Source organism: Streptomyces sp. TSRI0107 (genome assembly GCF_001905845.1).
Taxonomy (GTDB): domain Bacteria; phylum Actinomycetota; class Actinomycetes; order Streptomycetales; family Streptomycetaceae; genus Streptomyces.
Genome location: NZ_LIVZ01000005.1, coordinates 516883 through 538495, shown reverse-complemented (window position 1 = coordinate 538495; position 21613 = coordinate 516883). Strand labels below are relative to the sequence as shown.

General features: G+C 71.8%; 18 protein-coding genes and 1 pseudogene. 5 read left to right on the top strand and 14 right to left on the bottom strand.

Annotated features, from left to right (window positions below):
- Positions 1-158: 158 nt before the first annotated feature.
- Positions 159-1733, bottom strand: a complete 1575-nt coding sequence (locus tag AMK31_RS16190; protein ID WP_073941215.1) for a PucR family transcriptional regulator — start codon at positions 1731-1733, stop codon at positions 159-161.
- A 105-nt stretch (positions 1734-1838) separates the two neighbouring features.
- Positions 1839-4214 (bottom strand): ATP/GTP-binding protein, encoded by a 2376-nt coding sequence (locus tag AMK31_RS16185; RefSeq protein WP_073941214.1) that lies wholly within the window; start codon positions 4212-4214, stop codon positions 1839-1841.
- 273 nt (positions 4215-4487) lie between these two features.
- Between AMK31_RS16185 and gabT the strand changes: the two genes are divergently transcribed.
- Both gabT and AMK31_RS16175 read left to right on the top strand, forming a co-directional pair.
- Positions 4488-5822, top strand: a complete 1335-nt coding sequence (gene gabT / locus AMK31_RS16180) for a 4-aminobutyrate--2-oxoglutarate transaminase (protein WP_073941213.1) — start codon at positions 4488-4490, stop codon at positions 5820-5822.
- Positions 5823-5942: 120 nt separating this feature from the next.
- A complete protein-coding gene (locus AMK31_RS16175) occupies positions 5943-6812 on the top strand; it encodes a phosphatase PAP2 family protein (protein WP_079186841.1) in 870 nt (289 codons plus the stop codon).
- On the opposite strand, the gene AMK31_RS16170 is transcribed toward AMK31_RS16175, so the two are convergent.
- From AMK31_RS16170 to AMK31_RS16135, 8 genes are all read right to left on the bottom strand, one after another.
- Positions 6751-8544 carry a chitinase gene (locus tag AMK31_RS16170; RefSeq protein WP_073941212.1) on the bottom strand — a complete coding sequence of 598 codons (1794 nt, stop codon included), beginning with the start codon at positions 8542-8544 and terminating at the stop codon, positions 6751-6753. The genes AMK31_RS16175 and AMK31_RS16170 overlap by 62 nt on opposite strands.
- Positions 8545-8637: 93 nt before the next feature.
- Complete coding sequence (locus AMK31_RS16165; RefSeq protein WP_073941211.1) at positions 8638-9090, bottom strand: hypothetical protein; 453 nt, start codon at positions 9088-9090, stop codon at positions 8638-8640.
- Between the two features lie 115 nt (positions 9091-9205).
- Positions 9206-10636, bottom strand: a complete 1431-nt coding sequence (locus AMK31_RS16160) for an NAD(P)/FAD-dependent oxidoreductase (protein ID WP_073941210.1) — start codon at positions 10634-10636, stop codon at positions 9206-9208.
- 31 nt (positions 10637-10667) lie between these two features.
- Positions 10668-11468, bottom strand: coding sequence for an ABC transporter permease (locus AMK31_RS16155; RefSeq protein ID WP_073941209.1), 801 nt, complete (start codon positions 11466-11468; stop codon positions 10668-10670).
- Positions 11469-12398: an ABC transporter permease gene (locus tag AMK31_RS16150; protein ID WP_073941208.1), complete on the bottom strand. Its 930-nt coding sequence runs from the start codon at positions 12396-12398 to the stop codon at positions 11469-11471.
- Positions 12398-13558, bottom strand: a complete 1161-nt coding sequence (locus tag AMK31_RS16145) for an ABC transporter ATP-binding protein (protein WP_073941207.1) — start codon at positions 13556-13558, stop codon at positions 12398-12400. Before AMK31_RS16145 ends, AMK31_RS16150 begins: the two co-directional genes overlap by 1 nt.
- Positions 13555-14799, bottom strand: a complete 1245-nt coding sequence (locus tag AMK31_RS16140) for an ABC transporter substrate-binding protein (protein WP_073941206.1) — start codon at positions 14797-14799, stop codon at positions 13555-13557. The genes AMK31_RS16145 and AMK31_RS16140 overlap by 4 nt, the downstream gene beginning before the upstream one ends.
- Positions 14800-14853: 54 nt before the next feature.
- The gene (locus AMK31_RS16135; RefSeq protein ID WP_073941294.1) at positions 14854-16389 is read right to left on the bottom strand and encodes a gamma-aminobutyraldehyde dehydrogenase; all 1536 of its coding nucleotides are present in this window, start codon (positions 16387-16389) and stop codon (positions 14854-14856) included.
- A 189-nt stretch (positions 16390-16578) separates the two neighbouring features.
- Here AMK31_RS16135 and AMK31_RS16130 point away from each other — a divergent pair, with 189 nt between their 5' ends.
- On the top strand, positions 16579-17184 hold the full coding sequence (locus tag AMK31_RS16130; protein ID WP_073941205.1) for an NADAR family protein: 606 nt from the start codon (positions 16579-16581) through the stop codon (positions 17182-17184).
- A gap of 21 nt (positions 17185-17205) precedes the next feature.
- Here AMK31_RS16130 and AMK31_RS41010 read toward each other — a convergent pair whose 3' ends face one another.
- Positions 17206-18021 carry a DUF4190 domain-containing protein gene (locus tag AMK31_RS41010; RefSeq protein WP_198948496.1) on the bottom strand — a complete coding sequence of 272 codons (816 nt, stop codon included), beginning with the start codon at positions 18019-18021 and terminating at the stop codon, positions 17206-17208.
- A 168-nt stretch (positions 18022-18189) separates the two neighbouring features.
- Between AMK31_RS41010 and AMK31_RS16120 the strand changes: the two are divergent.
- Positions 18190-19306 (top strand): annotated as a pseudogene (locus tag AMK31_RS16120) (adenosine deaminase).
- A gap of 34 nt (positions 19307-19340) precedes the next feature.
- On the top strand, positions 19341-20027 hold the full coding sequence (locus AMK31_RS16115; RefSeq protein WP_073941203.1) for a glycerophosphodiester phosphodiesterase: 687 nt from the start codon (positions 19341-19343) through the stop codon (positions 20025-20027).
- 34 nt (positions 20028-20061) lie between these two features.
- Here AMK31_RS16115 and AMK31_RS41540 read toward each other — a convergent pair whose 3' ends face one another.
- From AMK31_RS41540 to AMK31_RS16100, 3 genes are all read right to left on the bottom strand, one after another.
- Complete coding sequence (locus tag AMK31_RS41540) at positions 20062-20376, bottom strand: winged helix-turn-helix domain-containing protein (RefSeq protein WP_073941202.1); 315 nt, start codon at positions 20374-20376, stop codon at positions 20062-20064.
- The gene (locus AMK31_RS41535; RefSeq protein ID WP_073941201.1) at positions 20373-20870 is read right to left on the bottom strand and encodes a hypothetical protein; all 498 of its coding nucleotides are present in this window, start codon (positions 20868-20870) and stop codon (positions 20373-20375) included. Before AMK31_RS41535 ends, AMK31_RS41540 begins: the two co-directional genes overlap by 4 nt.
- A gap of 105 nt (positions 20871-20975) precedes the next feature.
- Positions 20976-21578 (bottom strand): NADPH-dependent F420 reductase, encoded by a 603-nt coding sequence (locus tag AMK31_RS16100; RefSeq protein WP_073941200.1) that lies wholly within the window; start codon positions 21576-21578, stop codon positions 20976-20978.
- Between the last annotated feature and the right edge of the window lie 35 nt (positions 21579-21613).

Below are 21613 nucleotides of genomic sequence, written 5' to 3'. Positions count from 1 at the left end.
GGTCGTAGCCCGTGCCCTTCCGCGTTGGGGGTGTACTTGCCTGTCGGGGTCCACGGTAGGGGCGCGGGGGCGGTGGGGGGCTTGTCCGAATCGTAGTGGTGGGGGGTGGGGGTGCGCCGGTTTGGACCGTCGGGCACCGCCTCGTGGCCTCCGGTCGCCTACTGCTCCCCCGCCGTGGCCTTCAACGCCAGCCAGAGCTCCATCCGGACGTCCGGATCGTCCAGGGACCGTCCGAGGATCTCCTCCACGCGCCGCATCCGGTAGCGCAGGGTGTGGCGGTGGACGCCGAGGTCCGCCGCCGCCGCGTCCCACTGGCCGTGGCGGGAGAGCCAGGCGCGGAGGGAGGCGACGAGGTCGCCGCGGCCGGTGGCGTCGTGTTCGTGGAGGGCGCGCAGGAGGCCGTCGGCGAAGGCCTTCACCGCGTCGTCCGCCAGCAGCGGCAGCACCGAGCCGGACGCCAGCTGTTCGTGTTCGACGAGGACGCGGCCGCGGCGGCGGGCCACCGACAGGGCCTGTTCGGCCTGTTTGTACGCGGCGGCCGCGGCGATCGGGCCGGCGGGCGCCGACATGCCGAGGACCACGTCGTCGTCCTCGGCCGCCGCCGGGTCGCGGGGTGTGCCGTTGCCGCGGGCGGCCTCCAGTCCCGCCGCGAACTCGCCGCAGGCGTGTGCCGCCGCGCCCCCGTCCGCCGCCAGGACGACCAGGCGCTCGCCCTCGGGGACCGCGAGCACCGCCTCGCCCGCGCGCGCCCCGGCCGCCTCGACGGTCTCGGCCAGTCCGGCGACGCCCGTCCCGCCCTCCGCGACGATCACCCGGAACGGCGCGTCCAGCAGGCCGCCGTACAGGTCCCCGGCCACCGCGCGGGCGTGGTCGGGCTCCCCCGCCAGCAGCATCCGCAGCACCGCCGCGCCGATCCGCTGTTCCGCCGCGTGCAGGGCGCGGGAGCGTTCCGTGGTCAGGGTGAGCAGGGCGATCGCCGAGTGGACCGCGTAGCGCTCCGCCGTGCCGAGGGCCGCGGCCGTGCCGACGGCGAGTGCCGCGCGGGGGCGGCGGCCGGTGCCGATCGAGTGCAGCTCGACCCGGTCCTCGTGGTCGGGGCCGCCGACCACCGAGCTGGCCGGTGCCGGGCGGTCCCGGAGGCGTTCCACGTCGGCCGTCAGCCGGGCGGCACGGCGCCCCGCCCACTCGGGGGCCGTGGCGACGACGGCGCCGGACGCGTCGTAGAGGGCGGCCCAGCCGTCGACCTGGGCGGCGAGCGCGCCGAGCAGGCCTTCCGGGCCGTCGCCCAGGGCCTGCTTGGTCAGCTCCCGCTGGGCGGCGAAGCCGGCCGTCACCGCGCGGTACTGGTCCGCCGCGATGGCGGCCGAGACGGCCTTGGTGATGGCGAGGAACGGGGTGCGCCGGGGCACCTCCAGCAGTGGCAGGCCTTCCTCCTCGGCCGCGTCGACCAGGGCCTTGGGGGTCTCCTCGTAGTTCACCCCGACCGCGAAGCCCAGGCCGACCACGCCCGCGCCGACCAGGCGCCGGACGTAGCGGCGCATGGCCTCGGGGTCCTCCGCGTCCAGCTTCAGCGCGGTGATCAGCAGCAGCTCCCCGCCCTCCATGTACGGCACGGGGTCGGCCAGCTCGCTGACGTGGGCCCAGCGAACGGGCACGTCCAGGCGGTCCCCGCCCGCCCGCACGGTCAGCTTGAGCGCCGAGTGGTGGACGAGGGAGGCGAGCGTGGGAGGCATGGGGCCTTCAGGGTCGGGGGCGGGTGAGCCGGTTGATCTTTTGGCCGTCGCGTATGAACGGCCCCTACCGATTCTGCCTCACCGTACGACCCCGGGACGGCCGCTTCACCCCCGCAGGTCCACCAGCAACGGCGGCGCGTGCTCGCCCTTGACGTTCGTCAGCGACAGCACCGCGTGACCCGGCGGCACCGCGTGCGCCAGCTCCGACGCGGACCAGCGTTCCCGCTCGACCTGGCGTACGGTCACCGCCTCTGTAGTGACTGACTTGCCGGTCACCATTTTGCGTACGGCGTGCAGCGCCCGAGTCATGGGCTGGTCGGCGAACACGGTGTGACGAGCCACGTCCGTCGTCTCCACCCACTCGGTCCCCCAGGCCCCTGCGAAGCGGCTGCCGTCCCAAGTGGTGACCCCGGACATCGCCATACGGCAGCCTACGGCGCCGTAGAGCGGGCCGTGCAGCGCCTCGGGAACGTCGGCCACCGTGCGCAGCGTGAGGACCACGCCAGCGTTCAGCGAGCGCAGCCCCTGGATACGGCGGACGGAATCGGCGGTGACCGCGCCGGTGGCGTCGTCGAGGACCAGGCAGACGAAGTGGTCGCGTCCACTCTTCCGGGCCATGGCGGTGAACTGGGTTAGCACGAGCCGGGTGAGCAGCCGGGCTGCCTCCTCGTGCCCATGCTCAGGCAGGTCGATACGGACCCGCAGCGGGTGGTGGGCGACGGCGCGCAGCGAGAACGGCCGGACCGGGCCGTCGCCCGTGCCGAAGAACCCGGCGAAGGCGGGCCGGTCCAGCAGAGCAAGCCGGTCGGCCAACACCGGGCCGGGGTCGCTGGGGGTGCCCAGGGCGCGGACGCGGGCGTCCAACTCGCGCCGCATCACCGCGTGCCGCTCCTCGGCCAGCGCGGCACGCAGATCGGTCAGACGCGCCGGCTCCCCGGCCAGCAACTCGCGTAGCACGGGCAGGGTGGGGAATGCGCCGTGAGCGGCCTGGTACGGCCCGAGCAACTGGGCCAGCGCGGTCGCGGCGCGCTGGCCGCCGCCGGTGTCGAGGTCCCCCACCAGCGCCTCGGCGAGCAGAGCGGCGGCCTCGTCGGCATCGGCGGCGTCGGCGTAGGGGTCGAGATCGTGCGGGGACTTCGGGTCGCCGACTCGAACGACGACGTCGAATGCGCTGTCGGGGCCGAGAGCGGCGCCCGCCACGCCCACCGCGACGACGGCGCAGCCTCCGGTGAGCGCCTGAAGGGCGAGCGACTCGACCACGGGGGCGATCACGTGCCGGGTCTTGCCAACGCCGGACGGGCCGACGACAAGCAGGGAGGTGCCGAGGCTCGCCGGGCCAAGGGCGGCGCCGGCATCGCCGTACGTGTGCGGAGTGCGTTCCCCAGGTACCCAGCGCCCGATCCGCACCTGTTGGGCGAGCAGGTCGTGCCGGGCGCTGCGGATGGGCAGGTCACGGGCGCCGGAGGGGTGGATGAGAGCCGCAGAGCCGTGCCGCAGCACGGCGTCGGTGAACTCGGCCAAGCGGCCCTGGCTGCGTGCGTGCGTCCACGCGCGCGTGAGCCGGGCGCAGTCGACGTCGTTCATCCGCCCGGCCAGCACGTCGGCGGTGAGTAGATCGGCGGCCTGGTGCTGGCCAGCGTCGCGCAGAGCGGGCCAGTGGGCGGGGGGCACGGGGGCCGCGCTCGGTCCGGTGGCCCGGCGGGCGGCGAGCCGCCCTTTGACGTAGGGCAGCCAGTCGCCCACCCGGGCGAAGGGCCAGATCACGAGGAGGGCGACGGCGGTGTAAAGGCTGTAGACGAAAAGCGGGGACTGGAGCAGGTCGTAGCTCTGGGAGAGGGCGAGGGTCAGGTTGATGAGGGCGTCGACGACTGGAACGGGGTCCCAGAACGCTCCAGGGAAGGCGGTGGGGAACACTAGCGCCAGCACCACCACGGCACCCAGCACGGTGGACGCGGCGCGCCGCGGCTGGGGTTTGCGGGCGAAGTAGTAGCGGAACGCCTTGCCCCAGCTGCCGAGGCGGGCCATGGCCCAAACGAGGACGGCGAAGGTGATGCCCCGGTAGGCGTAGAAGGCCTCGATGCCCCACCCTCCAGGCCTGGCGTTGATCGCGGTCGCGGGCTCCCACCAGTCGTCGGGCGTGACTAGGCGCAACGGCGCCCACTGGTAAGGGATCATTCCGTCCAGCCAGAAGGACCAGATGATCGTTCCGAGGATTACCGGAATGAACATGCCGGCGATCGTCACAGCGCTGAGCCGCTGCTGCTCGGCAGTGTCCTTCCGTAGCCGGTAACCCAGTCGCCAGATGCCGGGGCCGGTCTCGGGGCGGGGTTCATTCAGCCACCCGGCGATGCTCGTAGGTGACGGCTTACTCGGCGCGTGCGCAGGCCGCGGTGGCAGTGGTGGCGCCTCCGGCGGTCCCGCCGGACGCGGCACCGGATTGGCGTGTGTGCCCCGCGCGTCCCTGGTCCCGTCGCCGTCCATCGCCTTTGCCCCCTGAGCAGCCGCTCCATCCACCGTCAGCGAGTCAATCTAACGCGCCGCCATGGGGAGTTCACCGATTGAGCGGCGGGGCGCACCGACGGCACCCGCCCGCAGCAAGGAATGTCCGGTCACCGTCCGCCCCGGGCGGCCTATGTCCACCACGGACAACGAATCCCGTCGACAACGCCCACATGGAGCATGCCCACCCCCTCCCACCCGTCTTAACCTGCGAGAAAAGAAGGCAAGCGTCCGGAAACACCCCCAGGAGCCCTCATGACCGCACTTCCGCAGGAGCGCCGCGTCGTCACCGCCATTCCCGGCCCGAAGTCGCAGGAGCTGCAGGCCCGCCGCGTCGCCACGGTCGCGCAGGGCGTGGGCTCGGTGCTGCCGGTGTTCACCACCCGCGCGGGCGGCGGCATCATCGAGGACGTCGACGGCAACCGTCTGATCGACTTCGGCTCCGGTATCGCCGTGACCTCGGTCGGCGCCTCCGCCGAGGCCGTCGTACGCCGCGCCTCCGCGCAGCTCGCCGACTTCACCCACACCTGTTTCATGGTCACCCCGTACGAGGGCTACGTGGAGGTCGCCGAGGCCCTCGCGGAGCTGACCCCGGGTGACCACGCGAAGAAGTCCGCGCTGTTCAACAGCGGTGCCGAGGCCGTCGAGAACGCCGTCAAGATCGCCCGTGCGTACACCAAGCGCCAGGCCGTCGTCGTCTTCGACCACGGCTACCACGGCCGTACGAACCTCACGATGGCGCTGACCGCGAAGAACATGCCGTACAAGCACGGCTTCGGTCCGTTCGCGCCCGAGGTGTACCGCGTCCCGGTCGCCTACGGCTACCGCTGGCCGACCGGCGCCGAGAACGCCGGCCCCGAGGCCGCCAAGCAGGCCATCGACCAGATCACCAAGCAGGTCGGCGCCGAGAACGTCGCCGCGATCATCATCGAGCCGGTGCTGGGCGAGGGCGGCTTCATCGAGCCGGCCAAGGGCTTCCTGCCGGCGATCGTGAAGTTCGCCAACGACAACGGCATCGTCTTCGTCGCGGACGAGATCCAGTCCGGCTTCTGCCGCACCGGCCAGTGGTTCGCCTGCGAGGACGAGGGCATCGTCCCGGACCTGATCACCACCGCCAAGGGCATCGCCGGCGGTCTGCCGCTGGCCGCCGTCACCGGCCGCGCCGAGATCATGGACGCCGCGCACGCGGGCGGCCTGGGCGGCACCTACGGCGGCAACCCGGTCGCCTGCGCGGGTGCGCTCGGCGCGATCGAGACGATGAAGGAGCTGGACCTCAACGCCAAGGCGAAGAACATCGAGGCGATCATGAAGGGCCGCCTCACCGCCATGGCCGAGAAGTTCGACATCATCGGTGACGTCCGCGGCCGCGGCGCCATGATCGCCATCGAGCTGGTCAAGGACCGCGCCACCAAGGAGCCGAACCCGGAGGCGACCGCCGCGCTCGCCAAGGCCTGCCACGCGGAGGGCCTGCTGGTCCTGACCTGTGGCACCTACGGCAACGTGCTGCGCTTCCTGCCGCCGCTGGTGATCGGCGAGGACCTGCTGAACGAGGGCCTCGACATCATCGAGCAGGCGTTCGCCCGCATCTGAGCAGGCCCCCCGCGCATCTGAGGCGGCCTCGGCAGAGCGTGTGAAGAAGGTGTGCGAGGTGGATGACAGGACGCTGTTCCGGGTGTCCTCCTCGCGGCCGCTGCCGTAGGTTCTAACCAGATGAGAGATACACCCCGCCCACAGGGGACTGTGGGTGACATCAGGCCGGGGCCTCCCCAGCTTCGACCTGGTCGTGCCCTCGCGCACACAACCGGTGCCTCCGGCTCCGGATCTCCTCACCGATCGGACGGTCGCCCGCCCCAGACCCCCCGGGGCGCGCGGCGTTCCGATCCGTTCGGCCGCCCCGGAACCACCCCCCCTGTTCCGGGGCGGCCGACCTTTTTCTCCCTTCTCGCGCTGCCCGTCCTCGGCGTCGTCGTCTTCGCGCTGATCACCTGGCAGGTCGTCGCCGACGGGCCGCTGGTGCGCCTGGACGAACGGCTGAGCGGCGCACTCGTCCGTCCGGACCGGGCCTCCGAACTCCTCGCCGACCTCGGGAACGTGCCCGTGGCGGTGCCGGTACTGGCCGCGGCAGTGGGGTACGCCGCCTGGCGGGCCCGCGCCACCGGTACAGACCGCTGGTGGCGCCCGGCCGTCGCCGCGGCCGCCCTCATGGCCCTGGTCCCGGCGGTCGTCGTACCGGTCAAGGAGCTGGTCGGCCGGCCGGGCACCCCCGCCGTCCCGCCCGGCACCGGCTACTTCCCCTCCGGCCACACCGCCACCGCCGCCGTCGCCTACGGCTGCGCGGCCCTGCTCCTCCTGCCCTGGCTGCGGCGTGCCGCCGCCCGCCGCACCGCGCTCCTGCTGTGCGCCGCGCTCAACCTCGGCGTCGGCTTCGGGCTGGTGCGGCGGGGATATCACTGGCCGCTGGACGTGCTGGCGAGCTGGTGTCTGGGTGCTGTGCTGCTCACCCTGTTCGCCTGGTGGGTCAGCCGAAGTAGCCGTCGAACGTCCGCTGGAACTCCCAGCCGCCGAACCGGTCCCAGTTGATCGACCAGGTCATCAGGCCGCGCAGGGCGGGCCAGGTGCCGTGGGTGGCGTACGAGCCGCAGTTCGTCCGCTTCGTCAGGCAGTCGAGGGTCTTCACCACCTCGGCCGGGGAGACGTGCCCGTTGCCCGCGTTGGTGGTGGCCGGCATGCCGATGGCGACCTGGTCGGGGCGCAGCGGCGGGAAGACGTTGTTCGCGTCGCCCGCGACCGGGAAGCCGGTCAGCAGCATGTCGGTCATGGCGATGTGGAAGTCGGCGCCGCCCATGGAGTGGTACTGGTTGTCGAGGCCCATGATCGGGCCCGAGTTGTAGTCCTGGACGTGGAGCAGGCTCAGGTCGTCGCGCAGGGCGTGGATGACGGGCAGGTACGCCCCGGCCCGCGGGTCCTGGCCGCCCCATCTGCCGGTGCCGTAGTACTGGTAGCCGAGCTGGACGAAGAAGGTCTCCGGGGCCATGGTCAGGACGAAGTCGTCGCCGTACTTCGCCTTCAGGGTCTTCAGCGCCGAGATCAGGTTCACGATCACCGGGGTCTTGGGATTCTTGAAGTCGGTGTCGTCGGCGTTCAGCGAGAGCGAGTGGCCCTCGAAGTCGATGTCGAGGCCGTCCAGGCCGTACTCGTCGATGATCCTGGAGACGGAGGAGACGAAGGTGTCGCGGGCGGCCGTGGTGGTGAGCTGCACCTGGCCGTTCTGGCCGCCGATGGAGATCAGCACCTTCTTGCCCGCCGCCTGCTTGGCCTTGATCGCGGCCTTGAACTCGGCGTCCGACTCGACGTTCGGGCACTCGGTCACCGGGCAGCGGGTGAAGCGGATGTCGCCGGAGGTGACCGAGGTCGGCTCGCCGAAGGCCAGGTCGATGACGTCCCAGCTGTCGGGGACGTCGGCGAGGCGGGTGTAGCCGGAGCCGTTGGCGAAGGTGGCGTGCAGATAGCCGACCAGGGCGTGCGGCGGGAGGTCCGGGGTGCCGCCGCCGGAGCCGGGCGCGGTGGTCGCGGTGACCGTCGCGGAGCGCGCGGACTCGCCCGCGTCGTTGACGGCCGCGACCTGGAAGGCGTACGCCGTCGAGGGGGCGAGGCCGGTCACGGTGGCCGAGGTGCCGGTGACCGTCCGCACCTTGGTGCCGTCGCGGTAGAGGGCGTAGCCCGTGGCGCCGGGGACGGCCGTCCAGGACAGGGCGACGGAGGTCGCGGTGATCGTGCCGGTCCTCAGGCCGGTCGGCGCGGCGGGCGGCTGGGCGGGGCCGGCGCCGGGGCCGACGAGGGAGAGGTCGTCGGCGTGGTAGGCCCCGGTGCCGTACCAGCCGTGGGTGTAGACGGTGACGCTGGTGGTGGCCGGGCCGGTGCGGAAGGTCGTGGTGAGCTGCTGCCAGTCGCCGGCGGACTGGGTCCAGGCGGAGACGTCGGTGGTGCCGGTGCCGGAGGCGCCCAGGTAGACGTAGGAGCCGCGGACATGGCCGGTGAGCGTGTACTGGGAGTCCGGTTTCACGGTCACGGTCTGGGCACAGCGGGCGTTGTCGCCGCCGGCCGGGGTCGCGCGCAGGGCTGAGCTTCCGCTGCGCACCGGGCTGGTGACGGTCGTACCGGCCGTGCAGGTCCAGCCGTCGAGGCCGGCTTCGAAGCCTCCGTTGCGCAGGAGGTCCGCGTCGGCCGCACGGGCGGCCGACGAGAGCGCGGTGAGGCCGGGCAGGGCCAGTGCCGCCGCGACGAGCACGGCGAGCGGTCTGAAGCGATCCACAAGTGCCTCCGGGCATGGGGGAATTGGAGGGGTGGAGCGCTCACAACTTGGTCCAGACCAATCACCGTGTCAAGGGGTCCGGTGCCCCTCGGGCTACCTCTGCCGCTTCATGGCCAGACCCGCCGCCGCCTCGTGCATCGCCAGCTCCAGCAGGACCGGATCGGTGAGGGTGCCCGACCCGTCAGGCGGCACCAGCCAGCGCACCCCGCCGGTCGAGCGGCCCGGGTACGGCACGACGATCCAGGTGCCGGTCCCGGCCGCGCGGATGCCCGTGCCGACCCAGCGGGCCGCGGTGCCCGGCGGCACCAGGAACCCCGTGCGGGTGTCGCCGGAGTCGGCGAGCACCGGGCCCGGCCGGTCGAGGACGCGGGTGAGCACGTCGAGCGTGGGGCAGCCCAGCTCCCCGGGCAGGATCAGCACGTCCCAGGCCTTTCCCGCGGGCAGCAGCGCGACCCCGAGGGGGTTGCGCTCCCATTCCCAGCGGCAGGCCTCGGGATCCGGTGCGACGGATGCCAGCCATTCGACCGCCGTCTTCGCGCCAGTCATGGAAAGACCTCCCTGTTCTCTCGTGGACGCCGGGTCGCGTCCACGAGGGAGAGGGAGGTCTGGCCGGAGCATTACGCGAGTCGGGCCCGCCCTTTCGGGTGAGCCACGTCACAGGTCAGCTGTCGAAGCCGAGTCCCAGCCGGTCCATCGTCCGCAGCCACAGATTGCGCCGCCCGCCCTGGGCGTCCGCCCGGGCCAGCGACCACTTGGTGAGGGCGATGCCGGTCCAGGCGAACGGCTCCGGCGGGAACGGCAGCGGCTTCTTGCGGACCATCTCCAGCTCGGTCCGCTCGGTGCGCTCCCCCGCCAGCAGGTCCAGCATCACCTCGGCGCCGAACCGGGTCGCGCCCACGCCGAGGCCGGTGTACCCGGCCGCGTACGCCACCTTGCCCTGGTGGGCGGTGCCGAAGAACGCCGAGAAGCGCGAGCAGGTGTCGATCGCGCCGCCCCACGCGTGGGTGAAGCGGACGCCCTCCAGCTGCGGGAAGCAGGTGAAGAAGTGCCCGGCGAGCTTGGCGTAGGTCTCCGGGCGGTCGTCGTACTCGGCGCGGACCCGGCCGCCGTACGGGTAGATCGCGTCGTAGCCGCCCCACAGGATGCGGTTGTCGGCGGACAGCCGGAAGTAGTGGAACTGGTTGGCGCTGTCGCCGAGGCCCTGCCGGCCCTCCCAGCCGATCTCCGCGAGCTGGGCGTCCGTCAGCGGCTCGGTCATCAGGGCGTAGTCGTAGACCGGGACCGTGTAGGACCGCACCCGCTTCACCAGGCTCGGGAAGATGTTGGTGCCGAGCGCGACCGTGCGGGCGCGGACCCGGCCGTAGGGGGTGCGTACGGCCATACCCGCGCCGTAGGGCTTCAGCGTGAGCGCGGGGGTGTGCTCGTAGACGCGCACCCCGAGCCGTACGCAGGCCCGCTTCAGGCCCCAGGCCAGCTTCGCGGGGTTGAGCATGGCCACGCCCCGCTTGTCCCAGAGGCCCGCCTGGAAGGTGGGCGAGTTCACCTGCGCGCGGACCGCGTCGGCGTCCAGGAACTCGACGCCGTCGGCGAGGCCCTCGCGTTCCATCTCCTCGTACCAGTCGCGCAGTTCCCACGCCTGGTACGTCTCGGTGGCCACGTCGATCTCGCCGGTGCGCTCGAAGTCGCAGTCGATGCCGTGCCGGGCGACCGCCTTCTCGATCTCGTCGAGGTTGCGGACGCCCAGCTCCTCGAGCTTGTGGATCTCGTCCGGCCAGCGGGCGAGCCCGTTGGGCAGCCCGTGGGTGAGGGAGGCGGCGCAGAAGCCGCCGTTGCGGCCCGAGGCGGCCCAGCCCACCTCGCGGCCCTCCAGCAGCACCACATCCCGCTGCGGGTCGCGCTCCTTGGCGATCAGCGCGGTCCACAGTCCGCTGTAGCCGCCGCCCACGACCAGCAGGTCGCAGGTCTCGGGGCCGGTGAGCGCGGGCTCGGGGCGGGGCCTGCCGGGGTCGTCCAGCCAGTACGGGACCGGCTGGGCTTCGGAAAGAGATTTCGTCGCGTCGTTACTGCCACGGCTCATGGCGCTTGGGGCCATGATTTCAACTCCCTACGGAACTGTGAGGGCTTTACGCCTTCTGCTTGTTGCGGCGATTACTGATCAGCATGGATATCAGGACGAGCAGCACGGCGATGACGAACATGGCCGTACCGATGACATTGATCTGGACGGGCGTTCCGCGCTGCGCCGAACCCCAGACGAACATGGGGAAGGTGACGGTGGAGCCCGCGTTGAAATTGGTGATGATGAAATCGTCGAAGGAGAGCGCGAAGGCGAGCAGCGCGCCCGCGGCGATTCCGGGTGCCGCGATCGGCAGGGTGACCCGCAGGAAGGTCTGGAACGGGCCGGCGTAGAGGTCCTGCGCGGCCTGCTCCAGCCTGGGGTCCATCGACATGACGCGCGCCTTGACGGCCGTCACGACGAAGCTGAGGCAGAACATGATGTGGGCGATGAGGATCGTCCAGAAGCCCAGCTGGACGCCCATGTTGAGGAAGAGGGTGAGCAGCGAGGCCGCCATCACCACCTCGGGCATCGCCATGGGCAGGAAGATCAGCGAGCTGACGGCGCCGCGCGCCCGGAAGCGGTACCGCACCAGCGCGAAGGCGATCGCCGTGCCGAGCGCGGTGGCGCCGAGCGTCGACCACAGGGCGATCTGGAGGCTGAGCGAGAGCGAGCCGCACAGGTCGGCGACCCCGCACGGATCGGTCCAGGCGTCCGTGGAGAACTTCTGCCACTCGTAGTTGAAGCGCCCCTTCGGGTCGTTGAAGGAGAACACCGTCACCACGATGTTCGGCAGCAGCAGATAACCGAGCGTGAACAGTCCCGCGATGACGACGAGACGGCGCTTGAGCCAGTCGACGAAGGCCATTTAAACCAGATCCTCCGTCCCGGACCTGCGGATGTAGAGCGTGACCATGATGAGGATCGCGAACATCAGGATGAACGAGAGGGCGGCGGCCGTCGGATAGTCCAGGATCCGCAGGAACTGCGACTGGATGACGTTGCCGACCATGCGGGTGTCGGTGGAGCCGAGCAGATCCGCGTTGACGTAGTCGCCGGCGGCCGGGATGAAGGTCAGCAGCGTGCCGGAGACGACACCGGGCATCGACAGCGGGAAGGTGACCTTGCGGAAGGTGGTGAAGGGCTTGGCGTACAGGTCGCCCGCCGCCTCGTGCAGCCGGCCGTCGATGCGCTCCAGCGAGGTGTACAGCGGCAGGATCATGAACGGCAGGAAGTTGTACGTCAGACCGCAGACGACCGCCAGCGGCGTGGCCAGCACCCGGTCGCCCGAGGTCATGCCGAGCCAGCTGGTGACGTCCAGGACGTGCAGCGAGTTCAGCGCCCCGACGACCGGGCCGCTGTCGGCGAGGATCGTCTTCCAGGCGAGGGTGCGGATCAGGAAGCTGGTGAAGAACGGCGCGATCACCAGGATCATGATCAGGTGCTTCCAGCGTCCCGCGCGGAAGGCGATCAGATACGCCAGCGGGTAGCCGAGCAGCAGGCACAGGATCGTCGCCGCACCGGCGTACAGCACCGAGCGCAGGAACTGCGGCCAGTACTCGGACAGCGCGTCCCAGTAGGTGGCGAAGTGCCAGGTGACCTTGTAGCCGTCCTCCAGGGAGCCCGTCTGCACGGACGTGGAGCCCTGGTAGACCATCGGCAGCGCGAAGAAGACCAGCAGCCACAGGATGCCGGGAAGCAGCAGCAGGTACGGCGTCCAGCGGCCGCGCCGGCGCGGCGGCTTCTTCTCGGGTGCGGTCGGCGCGAGCGGCGGCGGCGCCTCGGTGAGCGTCGTCATCAGGCGTCTTCCTCGACCTTCTCCACCCCGGCCTGGATGTCCTGGGCCGCGTCCAGCCCGAAGGTGTGGGCGGGGTTCCAGTGCAGGACGACCTCGGCGCCGGGGACCAGGCGGGCGTCGCGGTCGACGTTCTGGACGTAGACCTGGAGCGCGGAGCCCGCCGGGCTGTCGACGACGTACTGGGTGGAGACGCCGATGAAGCTGGCGTCGGCGATCCGGCCCGTCACCCGGTTGCGGCCGTCCGCTATCTCCCCCGCGTCGTCGGCGTGCGTGAGGGAGATCTTCTCCGGCCGTACGCCGACCAGCACCTTGCCGCCGGGCGACGCGGCGGCGCCGCACCGCTGCGACGGCAGGGCCAGCTTCCCGCCGCCCGCCTTGAGCACGATCTCGTCGCCGCCGGCCGCGTCGACCTCGGCCTCGATCAGGTTGGACGTGCCGAGGAAGTTCGCGACGAACGTGCTCTGCGGGTTCTCGTACAGGTCGGCGGGGGCGCCGAGCTGTTCCACGCGGCCCGCGTTCATCACGGCGACCGTGTCGGCCATCGTCATGGCCTCCTCCTGGTCGTGCGTGACGTGCACGAAGGTGATGCCGACCTCGGTCTGGATGCGCTTCAGCTCCAGCTGCATCTGGCGGCGCAGCTTCAGGTCGAGGGCGCCCAGCGGCTCGTCGAGGAGCAGCACCTTCGGGTGGTTGATCAGCGCGCGGGCGACCGCGACGCGCTGCTGCTGGCCGCCGGAGAGCTGGTGCGGCTTCTTGCGCGCGTGCTCGCCGAGCTGGACGAGCTCCAGCATCTCGTCGACCTGCTTCCTCACCGACTTGATGCCGCGCCGGCGCAGACCGAAGGCGATGTTCTCGAAGATGTCGAGGTGCGGGAAGAGCGCGTAGGACTGGAAGACCGTGTTCACCGGCCGCTTGTACGGAGGCAGCCGGGTCACGTCCTGCTCGCCGAGCGAGACGGTGCCGGTGGTCGGTTCCTCCAGGCCGGCGATCATCCGCAGGGTGGTGGTCTTGCCGCAGCCGGAGGCGCCGAGCAGGGCGAAGAAGGAGCCCTGCGGCACGGTCAGGTCGAGCGGGTGCACGGCGGTGAAGGAGCCGTAGGTCTTGCTGATGCCGGAGAGGCGGACGTCGCCGCTGTTGTCTGTCGTCGTCATGGTCGTCACGCCCCTGTGAGCTTCGCGAACTTCTCTTCGTAGGCCGTCTCTTCCTTCGCGCTCAGCGAGCGGAAGGCACGGGACTTGGCGGCCATGGCCTTGTCCGGGAGGATCAGCGGGTTGTTCGCCGCGTCCTCGTCGATCTTCGCCAGCTCTTCCTTCACCCCGTCGACGGGACACACGTAGTTGATGTACGCGGCGAGCTGGGCGGCCGGGCCGGGCTCGTAGTAGTAGTCGATCAGCCGCTCGGCGTTCGTCTTGTGCCGGGCCTTGTTCGGCACCAGCAGGTTGTCCGTCGAGGTGAGGTAACCGCTGTCGGGGATGAGGAAGTCGACGTCCGGGCTGTCCGCCTTCAGCTGGACCACGTCGCCGGCCCAGGCGAGACAGGCCGCGAGGTCGCCCTTGGTGAGGTCGGAGGTGTAGTCGTTGCCGGTGAAGCGGCGGATCTGGCCCTTGTCGACGGCCTTCTGGAGGCGGGCGATCGCCGCGTCGTAGTCGTCGTCGGTGAAGCGGCCCGGGTCCTTGCCCATGTCGAGCAGGGTCATGCCGACGCTGTCGCGCATCTCGGACAGGAAGCCGACCCGGCCCTTGAGCCTGGGGTTGTCGAGCATGTCGGAGACCGACGTGACCTCGACGCCGTCGAGCGCCTTCTTGTTGTAGGCGATGACCGTGGAGATACCGGTCCACGGGTAGGAGTACGCCCGTCCCGGGTCCCAGTCCGGGCTGCGGAACTGCTGGGACAGATTGGCGTAGGCGGTCGGCAGGTTGGACGCGTCCAGTTTCTGGACCCATCCGAAGCGGATCAGGCGCGCGGCGAGCCAGTCGGTCACGCAGATCAGGTCACGGCCGGTGGACTGGCCGGCCGCGAGCTGCGGCTTGATCTTGCCGAAGAACTCGACGTTGTCGTTGATGTCCTCGGTGTACTTGACCGTGATGCCGGTCCGCTTCTCGAACGCGTCGAGGGTCGGGTGGTGCTTCTCGCTCTCGTCGACGTCCATGTACTCGGTCCAGTTGGAGAAGCTCACGGTCTTCTCCTTCGCCGAGTGGTCCTCCGACGAGACCCCGGAGGTCTGGGCCGCCGGGGGGATGCCGCAGGCGCTCAGCGCCCCCAGACCGCCGGCCACGAGCGCGCCGCCGGCGGAGGCGCGCAACAGGGAACGGCGGCTGAGAGCGGCCCTGCCGTTGCGCAAGCTGCGCCGCATGGCGGCCACTTGGGCCGGGGACAGGCGGTCTGGCTCGTACTGCTCCATGCGCGTGGTGCCCTTTCGGGAGGGTGGGCGGCCGCGGGTCAGGCGGCCTGACTGCTATCGGTCCCCGAAGACGGTGCGGTGCCAGTCCTTCCCTGCCACCGCCGTGTTGTCGAACATTACGTGCTTGATCTGCGTGTACTCATCGAACGAGTACGCGGACATGTCCTTGCCGCAGCCGGACTGCTTGTACCCGCCGTGCGGCATCTCGCTGATGATCGGGATGTGGTCGTTGACCCACACACAGCCCGCCTTGATCTCGCGGGTGGCCCGGTTCGCCCGGTAGACGTCCCGGCTCCACGCGGAGGCGGCGAGGCCGTACGGGGTGTCGTTGGCGAGCGCGATGCCCTCGTCGTCGGTGTCGAAGGGCAGCACGACCAGGACCGGCCCGAAGATCTCCGACTGGACGATCTCGCTGTCCTGGGGCGCGTCCGCGACCAGCGTGGGCCGGTAGTAGGCGCCGTCGGCGAGTTCCCCGCCGGGTGCCTCGCCGCCGGTGACCACGCGCGCGTAGGCCCGCGCCCGGTCGACGAAGCCGGCCACGCGGTCCCGCTGGACGTGGCTGATCAGCGGGCCGAGGTCGGTGCCCGGGGCGAACGGGTCGCCGAGCCGGACGGTCTCCATGAGGGCGGCGGTCCGCTCGACGAACGCCTCGTACAGCGGGCGCTGCACGTACGCGCGCGTGGCGGCCGTGCAGTCCTGCCCGGTGTTGATGAGCGAGCCCGCGACCGCGCCGTGCACGGCCGCCTCCAGGTCGGCGTCGTCGAAGACGACGAACGGCGCCTTGCCGCCCAGCTCCAGGTGGAGCCGCTTGACGGTGGCGGTGGCGATCTCGGCGACGCGCTTGCCGACCGGGGTGGAGCCGGTGAACGAGGTCATGGCCACGTCGGGGTGGCCGACCAGGTGCTCGCCGGCTTCCCGCCCGGTGCCGGTGACGATATTGACGACACCGTCCGGGATGCCCGCGTCCCTGACGGCCTCGGCGAAGAGGAGCGAGGTCAGCGGGGTCAGCTCGGCGGGCTTCAGGACGATGGTGTTGCCCGCGGCGATCGCCGGAAGGATCTTCCAGGCGGCCATCTGGAGGGGGTAGTTCCAGGGCGCGATCGAGCCGACGACACCGATGGGCTCACGGCGGACGTACGAGGTGTGGTCCCCGGAGTACTCCCCGGCCGACTGCCCCTGAAGGTGCCGGGCGGCGCCCGCGAAGAACGCGGTGTTGTCGATCGTGCCGGGCACGTCGAACTCCCGGGTCAGCTTCAGCGGCTTGCCGCACTGGAGGGACTCCGCGCGGGCGAACTCCTCCGCCCGGTCGGCGAGGACGCCGGCGAGCCGGTGCAGCGCGTCGGAACGCTCGCCGGGAGTGGCCCCGGCCCAGCCCGGGAAGGCGGCCTTGGCCGCGGCGACGGCGGCGTCGACGTCGTCGGTGCTCGCCAGCTCGTAGACGAAGACCTCCTTGCCGCCGGCCGGGTCGACGACGGCGTGCGTACGGCCCGAGGTGCCCTTCGTCAGCCGGCCGCCGATGAACTGCGCACCGGCCGCGAAACGCTCTTGTGCGGGGAATCGTTCCGGGGTGGTCGTGCCCGGGTTGTGCATGTCGCTCTCCTCCGCCGAGGCCCCGCCGGGCATGGTGTCCAGGGGGTGGGTGGCGTAGCTCCAGCTCGAATTGAGTGCCGATCCTGACAGAGCACCGGCACTCCAACAAGTGATTCCGTTGTTGCCTTTTGGTTACGCAACGGAATCTGTCGACCAGGTGTCGAGTCGACGGGAAAAACGGGGGACGGAATGTCAGTGGTGGCTGCCAGACTGGCGTGCATGGAGAAGATCGACTCGCGGGAAGCCCTGGTCAAGGAGGTGCGGGCGGGGTTCCGAGTGAAGTACCTGCACTTCTGGGGGCACCGGCCCCGGCCGGACGGAGGCATCGGGCCGAGCTGCCTCAGCCAGTGGTGGCCGTCGCCGTTCACCGCCGACGGAGTGGAGTACGCGACGGCGGAGCACTGGATGATGGCCGCCAAGGCCCGCCTCTTCGACGACCCGGAGGCCGAGCGGCGCGTGCTGGCCGCGGCGCACCCGGCCGAGGCGAAGAAGGCGGGGCGCCTGGTCCGGGGGTTCGACGAGGGCGTCTGGGAGCGGGAGCGGTTCGGCATCGTGGTCGAGGGCAGCGTCCGCAAGTTCGCCGCACACCCGGAGCTGGGGCGGTTTCTGCTGAACACGGGGGAGCGGGTACTGGTGGAGGCCAGTCCGGTGGACCGGGTGTGGGGCATCGGGCTCGCCGCGGACGACCCGGGCGCGAACGATCCGGAGCGGTGGCGGGGGCCGAACCTGCTGGGGTTCGCGCTGATGGAGGCGCGGGCGCGGCTGCGGCGGGGAGAGACCGGCCACGCCGGCTGACCCCCCGGCCCGCGGCGGCCGTCAGGCCACCAGCACCAGCACACCCATCGTGATGCCGAGGACGATCCCGGCCACGCCGCAGATGATCCCGGCGAGCGCCTGACCGCCGTTCGTGGCCTCGCCCCGGCTCGCCTTCCGGCGGCCGATCGCGCCGAAGATCACGCCCAGTACACCGAGGACGATGGCCAGCGGCCACAGGCAGAACACGATCGCCCCGAGGATGCCGAGCACGAGCCCTGCCGTACCCATGCCGTTGCTGGGCATGGGCGCCATCCCGGGCCAGCCGTAGTAACCGCCTCCGGCGGCGGGCGGGTAGCCGTACCCGACGGTATAGCCGTACGGCACCTGACCGGGCCCGTCCGGCGCGATGGGCGGCGGAGGCACGGCCCCGCCCTGGACGTGCGGTGCGGAGGCGGCCGGGGGTGCGAAGGGGTTGGGCGGGGCGAAGGGGTCGGGCGCGCCGATCACCGGGGAGCCGCCCGTCGCCGAGGCGTCGGCGCTCGGCGGGGCGAACGGGTTGGAAGCGCCGTTCGCCGGGACGGTCGGCGCGGCCCACTGCCGGGGGCTGTCGGCGCCGTCGTCCGCGGGCAGGGAGGTGATCGTCTGCTGGTCGTGCACGGAGAGGGGCGCGGGTCCGCCGGAGGCGATGGTGTCACCGGGGCCGCCGGCCCTGTCGGCGGCGGGCGGCGCCCACGGGTCGTCGGGCCGGGGCTCCCCCGGCGTCCGCGCGGCGGCCGCGTCCTGCGGGGTCTCCTTGCTCAGCGGCACCTTGGGGGCCGTGGCGTCGGGCGCGGCGTCGTGCTCCTGCGCCGTCGGCGGCTGCGCGTCGTCGGACATGCGCGGGATCCCCTCTGTCGTGCGTTCCGTCATGCTACGGCCACGGCCTGACCACAGCGGGGCCGCCCCGTACCGGCGCCGGCACGGCACCGGCGTGCAACGCCCCCCCGGCCCCAGGCCCAGCCCCACCTCCCCACCCGCCCGTCCTACGATGACCCCGACCCACCGATCAGCCGATCACCGCGCCCCCGCACCGCCGGGGAGCGCCCTTGCCGGGGAGGAACCCGTGACCGACCGTCTCGCCACGCCCGCCGCAGGCGACCCGCACGCCTTCATCGCCGGACTGCCGAAGGCCGAACTGCATGTGCACCACGTCGGCTCCGCCTCCCCCCGGATCGTCGCCGAACTGGCCGCCCGGCACCCCGACTCGAAGGTGCCGACGGACCCCGAGGCGCTGGTCGACTACTTCACGTTCACGGACTTCGCGCACTTCATCGAGGTGTACCTGTCGGTCGTCGACCTGATCCGCACCCCGGAGGACGTGCGCCTGCTGACGTACGAGGTGGCCCGCGATCTGGCGCGCCAGCAGGTGCGGTACGCGGAGCTGACCATCACCCCGTTCTCCTCCACCCGCCGCGGCATCGAGGAGAACGCGTTCATGGACGCGATCGAGGACGCCCGCAAGGCGGCCGAGGCCGAGTTCGGGACGGTGCTGCGCTGGTGCTTCGACATCCCGGGCGAGGCGGGCCTGGAGGCCGCCGAGGAGACGACCCGGCTCGCCACCGACGACCGGGTGCGCCCGGAGGGGCTGGTCTCCTTCGGGCTGGGCGGCCCCGAGATCGGCGTACCGCGCCCGCAGTTCAAGCCGTACTTCGACCGCGCGATCGCCGCCGGGCTGCGTTCCGTGCCGCACGCGGGTGAGACGACCGGCCCGGAGACGGTCTGGGACGCGCTCACGCATCTGCGCGCCGAGCGCATCGGCCACGGCACGAGTTCCGCCCAGGACGAGAAGCTGCTCGCGCATCTCGCCGAGCACCGCATCCCGTTGGAGGTGTGCCCGACCTCCAACATCGCCACGCGCGCGGTCCGTACGCTCGACGAGCACCCGATCAAGGAGTTCACCCGCGCCGGTGTCCTCGTGACGATCAACTCCGACGACCCGCCCATGTTCGGCACGGACCTCAACAACGAGTACGCCGTCGCCGCCCGGCTCCTGGACCTGGACGAGCGGGGGCTCGCCGAGCTGGCGAAGAACGCCGTCGAGGCGTCGTTCCTCGACCCGGCCGGCAAGGCCCGGCTGGCCGCCGAGATCGACACCTACACCTCGGCCTGGCTCGCCCCCTGACCCGTCCTCACCGCGGGGCCCCACAATGGGCCCCATGCGCAATGTGACCGCCGTGGGCCATCGCGGCGCCCCCTACCACGCCCGTGAGAACACGCTCGACTCGCTGCGTACCGCGCTCCGGCTGGGCGCGGACGCGGTCGAGGTCGACGTACGGCTGACCCGGGACGGCGTACCGGTGCTGCTGCACGACGAGACGCTGAAGCGGCTGTGGGAGCTGGACCGGCCGCTACTCGCGCTGACGGCCGCGGAGTTGAGCGAGCTGACGGCGGATCGGGTGCCGACGCTGGCCGACGCGCTGGCGGCGACCGACGGCAGCCGGGTGATGCTGGACCTGCCCGGCCGCCCGGACGTCCGGGCCGCTCGCCGGGTGGTGGACGTGGTCCGCGAGTGCGGCGCCGAGGAACGCGTCTTCTACTGCGCCGGCGCCACCGCGATGCTCTCGGTGCGGGCCGCCGATCCGGCCGCGGAGATCGCCCTGACCTGGACGACTGTGGCCCCGCCGCGGCCCGTGCTGCTGGACGCGGTCCGCCCGCGCTGGCTCAACTACCGCTTCGGGCTGGTCGATCGCGACCTCGCCGCCCGCGTCCACCGCGACGGCTACCTGCTGTCGGTGTGGACCCCGGACACGGTCCGCGCGATGCGCCGCCTCCTCGCCGCGGGCGTCGACTCCATCACCACCAACCGCATCGACGCCCTGTGCGCGCTGCGCCGCGGGCACTGAGTGCTCCGGGGCCTCGGCGCGGTCGTGCCGTCCGTCAGGGGGTCTCGCCGTCGGCCGGGTTCTCGGCGAGGGGCCGGCCGACGATCCGCTGGAGCTCGGCGACGTACTCGGTGAAGGCCTGACGGCCCTGCGGGCTGAGGCTGAGCCAGGTCCGCGGGCGCTTGCCGACGTAGCCCTTGCGGATGTCGACGTAGCCCGCCTTCTCCAGGGCGGCGGCGTGCTTGGACAGGACCGAGTCGCTGATCCGGAGGCTGTCGCGGACGAAGGCGAACTCGGCCTCGGTCGCCGCCGCCAGCAGGGAGACGATCTGGAGCCGGGCGGGTGCGTGGATCACCGGGTCGAGGTTCACCGGACGACCCTTCCCGTCGAGTGGGCCAGCACCTGGTTCTCGGCCCAGCGATTGGTGGCCGCCGTGTACAGGGCGGCCACGACACCGGCGATGACCTTCTGCCAGATCGTGGACTCGACGAAGCCGTCGACGATGACCGGCACGAGCCCCCAGACACCGCAGATCGAGGCCATCCAGAGCGCCATCCGCACACCGGCGTTGACGGTCCAGGTGCGTGGCCGCCATCTGACGCGCATACGGGCGGCCAGCGTCCCGGTGAGCGCGGCGATGCCCGCGACGTCCGCCACGGTGAGGACGATCTGCGCGGCGCCGTCCAGTTCGGTCGCGATCGCGGCGACGGTGACCAGGACGACCACGCTCGGCAGGTACCAGAGCGGGAGCCGCTGGTCGGCGTAGCCCTTCTGCTGGACCCGCTCGATCTCGGCGAGGACGTCGGCGGGGTCCGGCGTCATGCCCGGCGTCGTCTCCGGCGTCTCGTCCGGCGTCTTGTCCATGCGCGAGTACCTGCTTCCTCGGGAACTACTTGACGCAATGGAAAGTAGTGCAGCACTTTCCATTGCGTCAAGTAGTTTCCGCCCGGCCTGATCGGCGAGACACCCCTAGGTGCGCGGGCCGGCGTACTCCAGCGGCGGCGCGATGGCCTGGGCGTCCGCCCCCTCCCCCACCCACAGCCCGATCAGCAGCGCCGCCGTCGCCTCCACCAGCCCGGCCCGGTCCAGGCCCCCGGCGGACAGCGGCTCGCAGCCGAGGTCGCGCACGAGCCGCCGCACGACGGACAGTGCCCCCGCGTCGTCGCCGCACAGCGGCACCGCGAGCGGGCGGCCGTCGAAGACGGGCGGGGTCAGCCGCCAGACGTCGACGTGGCAGAGGTTGAAGGCCTTGACGACGTGGGCGCCGGGCGCGGCGGCGGCGACGCGTTCGGCCGCCGAGGGGCCGCCGGCCGTGCGCAGCGCGAAGCCGGGGCCGACCGGGTTGGTGCAGTCGATCAGCGTCCGCCCGTGCAGCACGTCGGCCAGTTCGCCGACCACCTCCACGACGGCCTGGTAGGGCAGTGCGAGCAGCACCGCGTCCGTGCCGTGTCCGGCCGCCGCGCGCAGTCCGCCGTCCCGGCGTCCGCCGGCCCTCACCTCGTGGCCGGCCCGCCGCCACCGCGTGCCCAGCGCGTCCGCCATGTCTCCGGTTCCGAGAATTCCGATCCGCATGGGCAGCACCGTAGGAGGCCACTCGGGCACCATTC

Coding starts and splice junctions, on each gene's coding strand:
- AMK31_RS16190 (WP_073941215.1), bottom strand. CDS start 1,733: ATGCCTCCCACGCTCGCCTCCCTCGTCCACCACTCGGCGCTCAAGCTG.
- AMK31_RS16185 (WP_073941214.1), bottom strand. CDS start 4,214: ATGGACGGCGACGGGACCAGGGACGCGCGGGGCACACACGCCAATCCG.
- gabT (WP_073941213.1), top strand. CDS start 4,488: ATGACCGCACTTCCGCAGGAGCGCCGCGTCGTCACCGCCATTCCCGGC.
- AMK31_RS16175 (WP_079186841.1), top strand. CDS start 5,943: ATGAGAGATACACCCCGCCCACAGGGGACTGTGGGTGACATCAGGCCG.
- AMK31_RS16165 (WP_073941211.1), bottom strand. CDS start 9,090: ATGACTGGCGCGAAGACGGCGGTCGAATGGCTGGCATCCGTCGCACCG.
- AMK31_RS16160 (WP_073941210.1), bottom strand. CDS start 10,636: ATGGCCCCAAGCGCCATGAGCCGTGGCAGTAACGACGCGACGAAATCT.
- AMK31_RS16155 (WP_073941209.1), bottom strand. CDS start 11,468: ATGGCCTTCGTCGACTGGCTCAAGCGCCGTCTCGTCGTCATCGCGGGA.
- AMK31_RS16150 (WP_073941208.1), bottom strand. CDS start 12,398: ATGACGACGCTCACCGAGGCGCCGCCGCCGCTCGCGCCGACCGCACCC.
- AMK31_RS16140 (WP_073941206.1), bottom strand. CDS start 14,799: ATGGAGCAGTACGAGCCAGACCGCCTGTCCCCGGCCCAAGTGGCCGCC.
- AMK31_RS16135 (WP_073941294.1), bottom strand. CDS start 16,389: ATGCACAACCCGGGCACGACCACCCCGGAACGATTCCCCGCACAAGAG.
- AMK31_RS16130 (WP_073941205.1), top strand. CDS start 16,579: ATGTCAGTGGTGGCTGCCAGACTGGCGTGCATGGAGAAGATCGACTCG.
- AMK31_RS41010 (WP_198948496.1), bottom strand. CDS start 18,021: ATGTCCGACGACGCGCAGCCGCCGACGGCGCAGGAGCACGACGCCGCG.
- AMK31_RS16115 (WP_073941203.1), top strand. CDS start 19,341: ATGCGCAATGTGACCGCCGTGGGCCATCGCGGCGCCCCCTACCACGCC.
- AMK31_RS41535 (WP_073941201.1), bottom strand. CDS start 20,870: ATGGACAAGACGCCGGACGAGACGCCGGAGACGACGCCGGGCATGACG.
- AMK31_RS16100 (WP_073941200.1), bottom strand. CDS start 21,578: ATGCGGATCGGAATTCTCGGAACCGGAGACATGGCGGACGCGCTGGGC.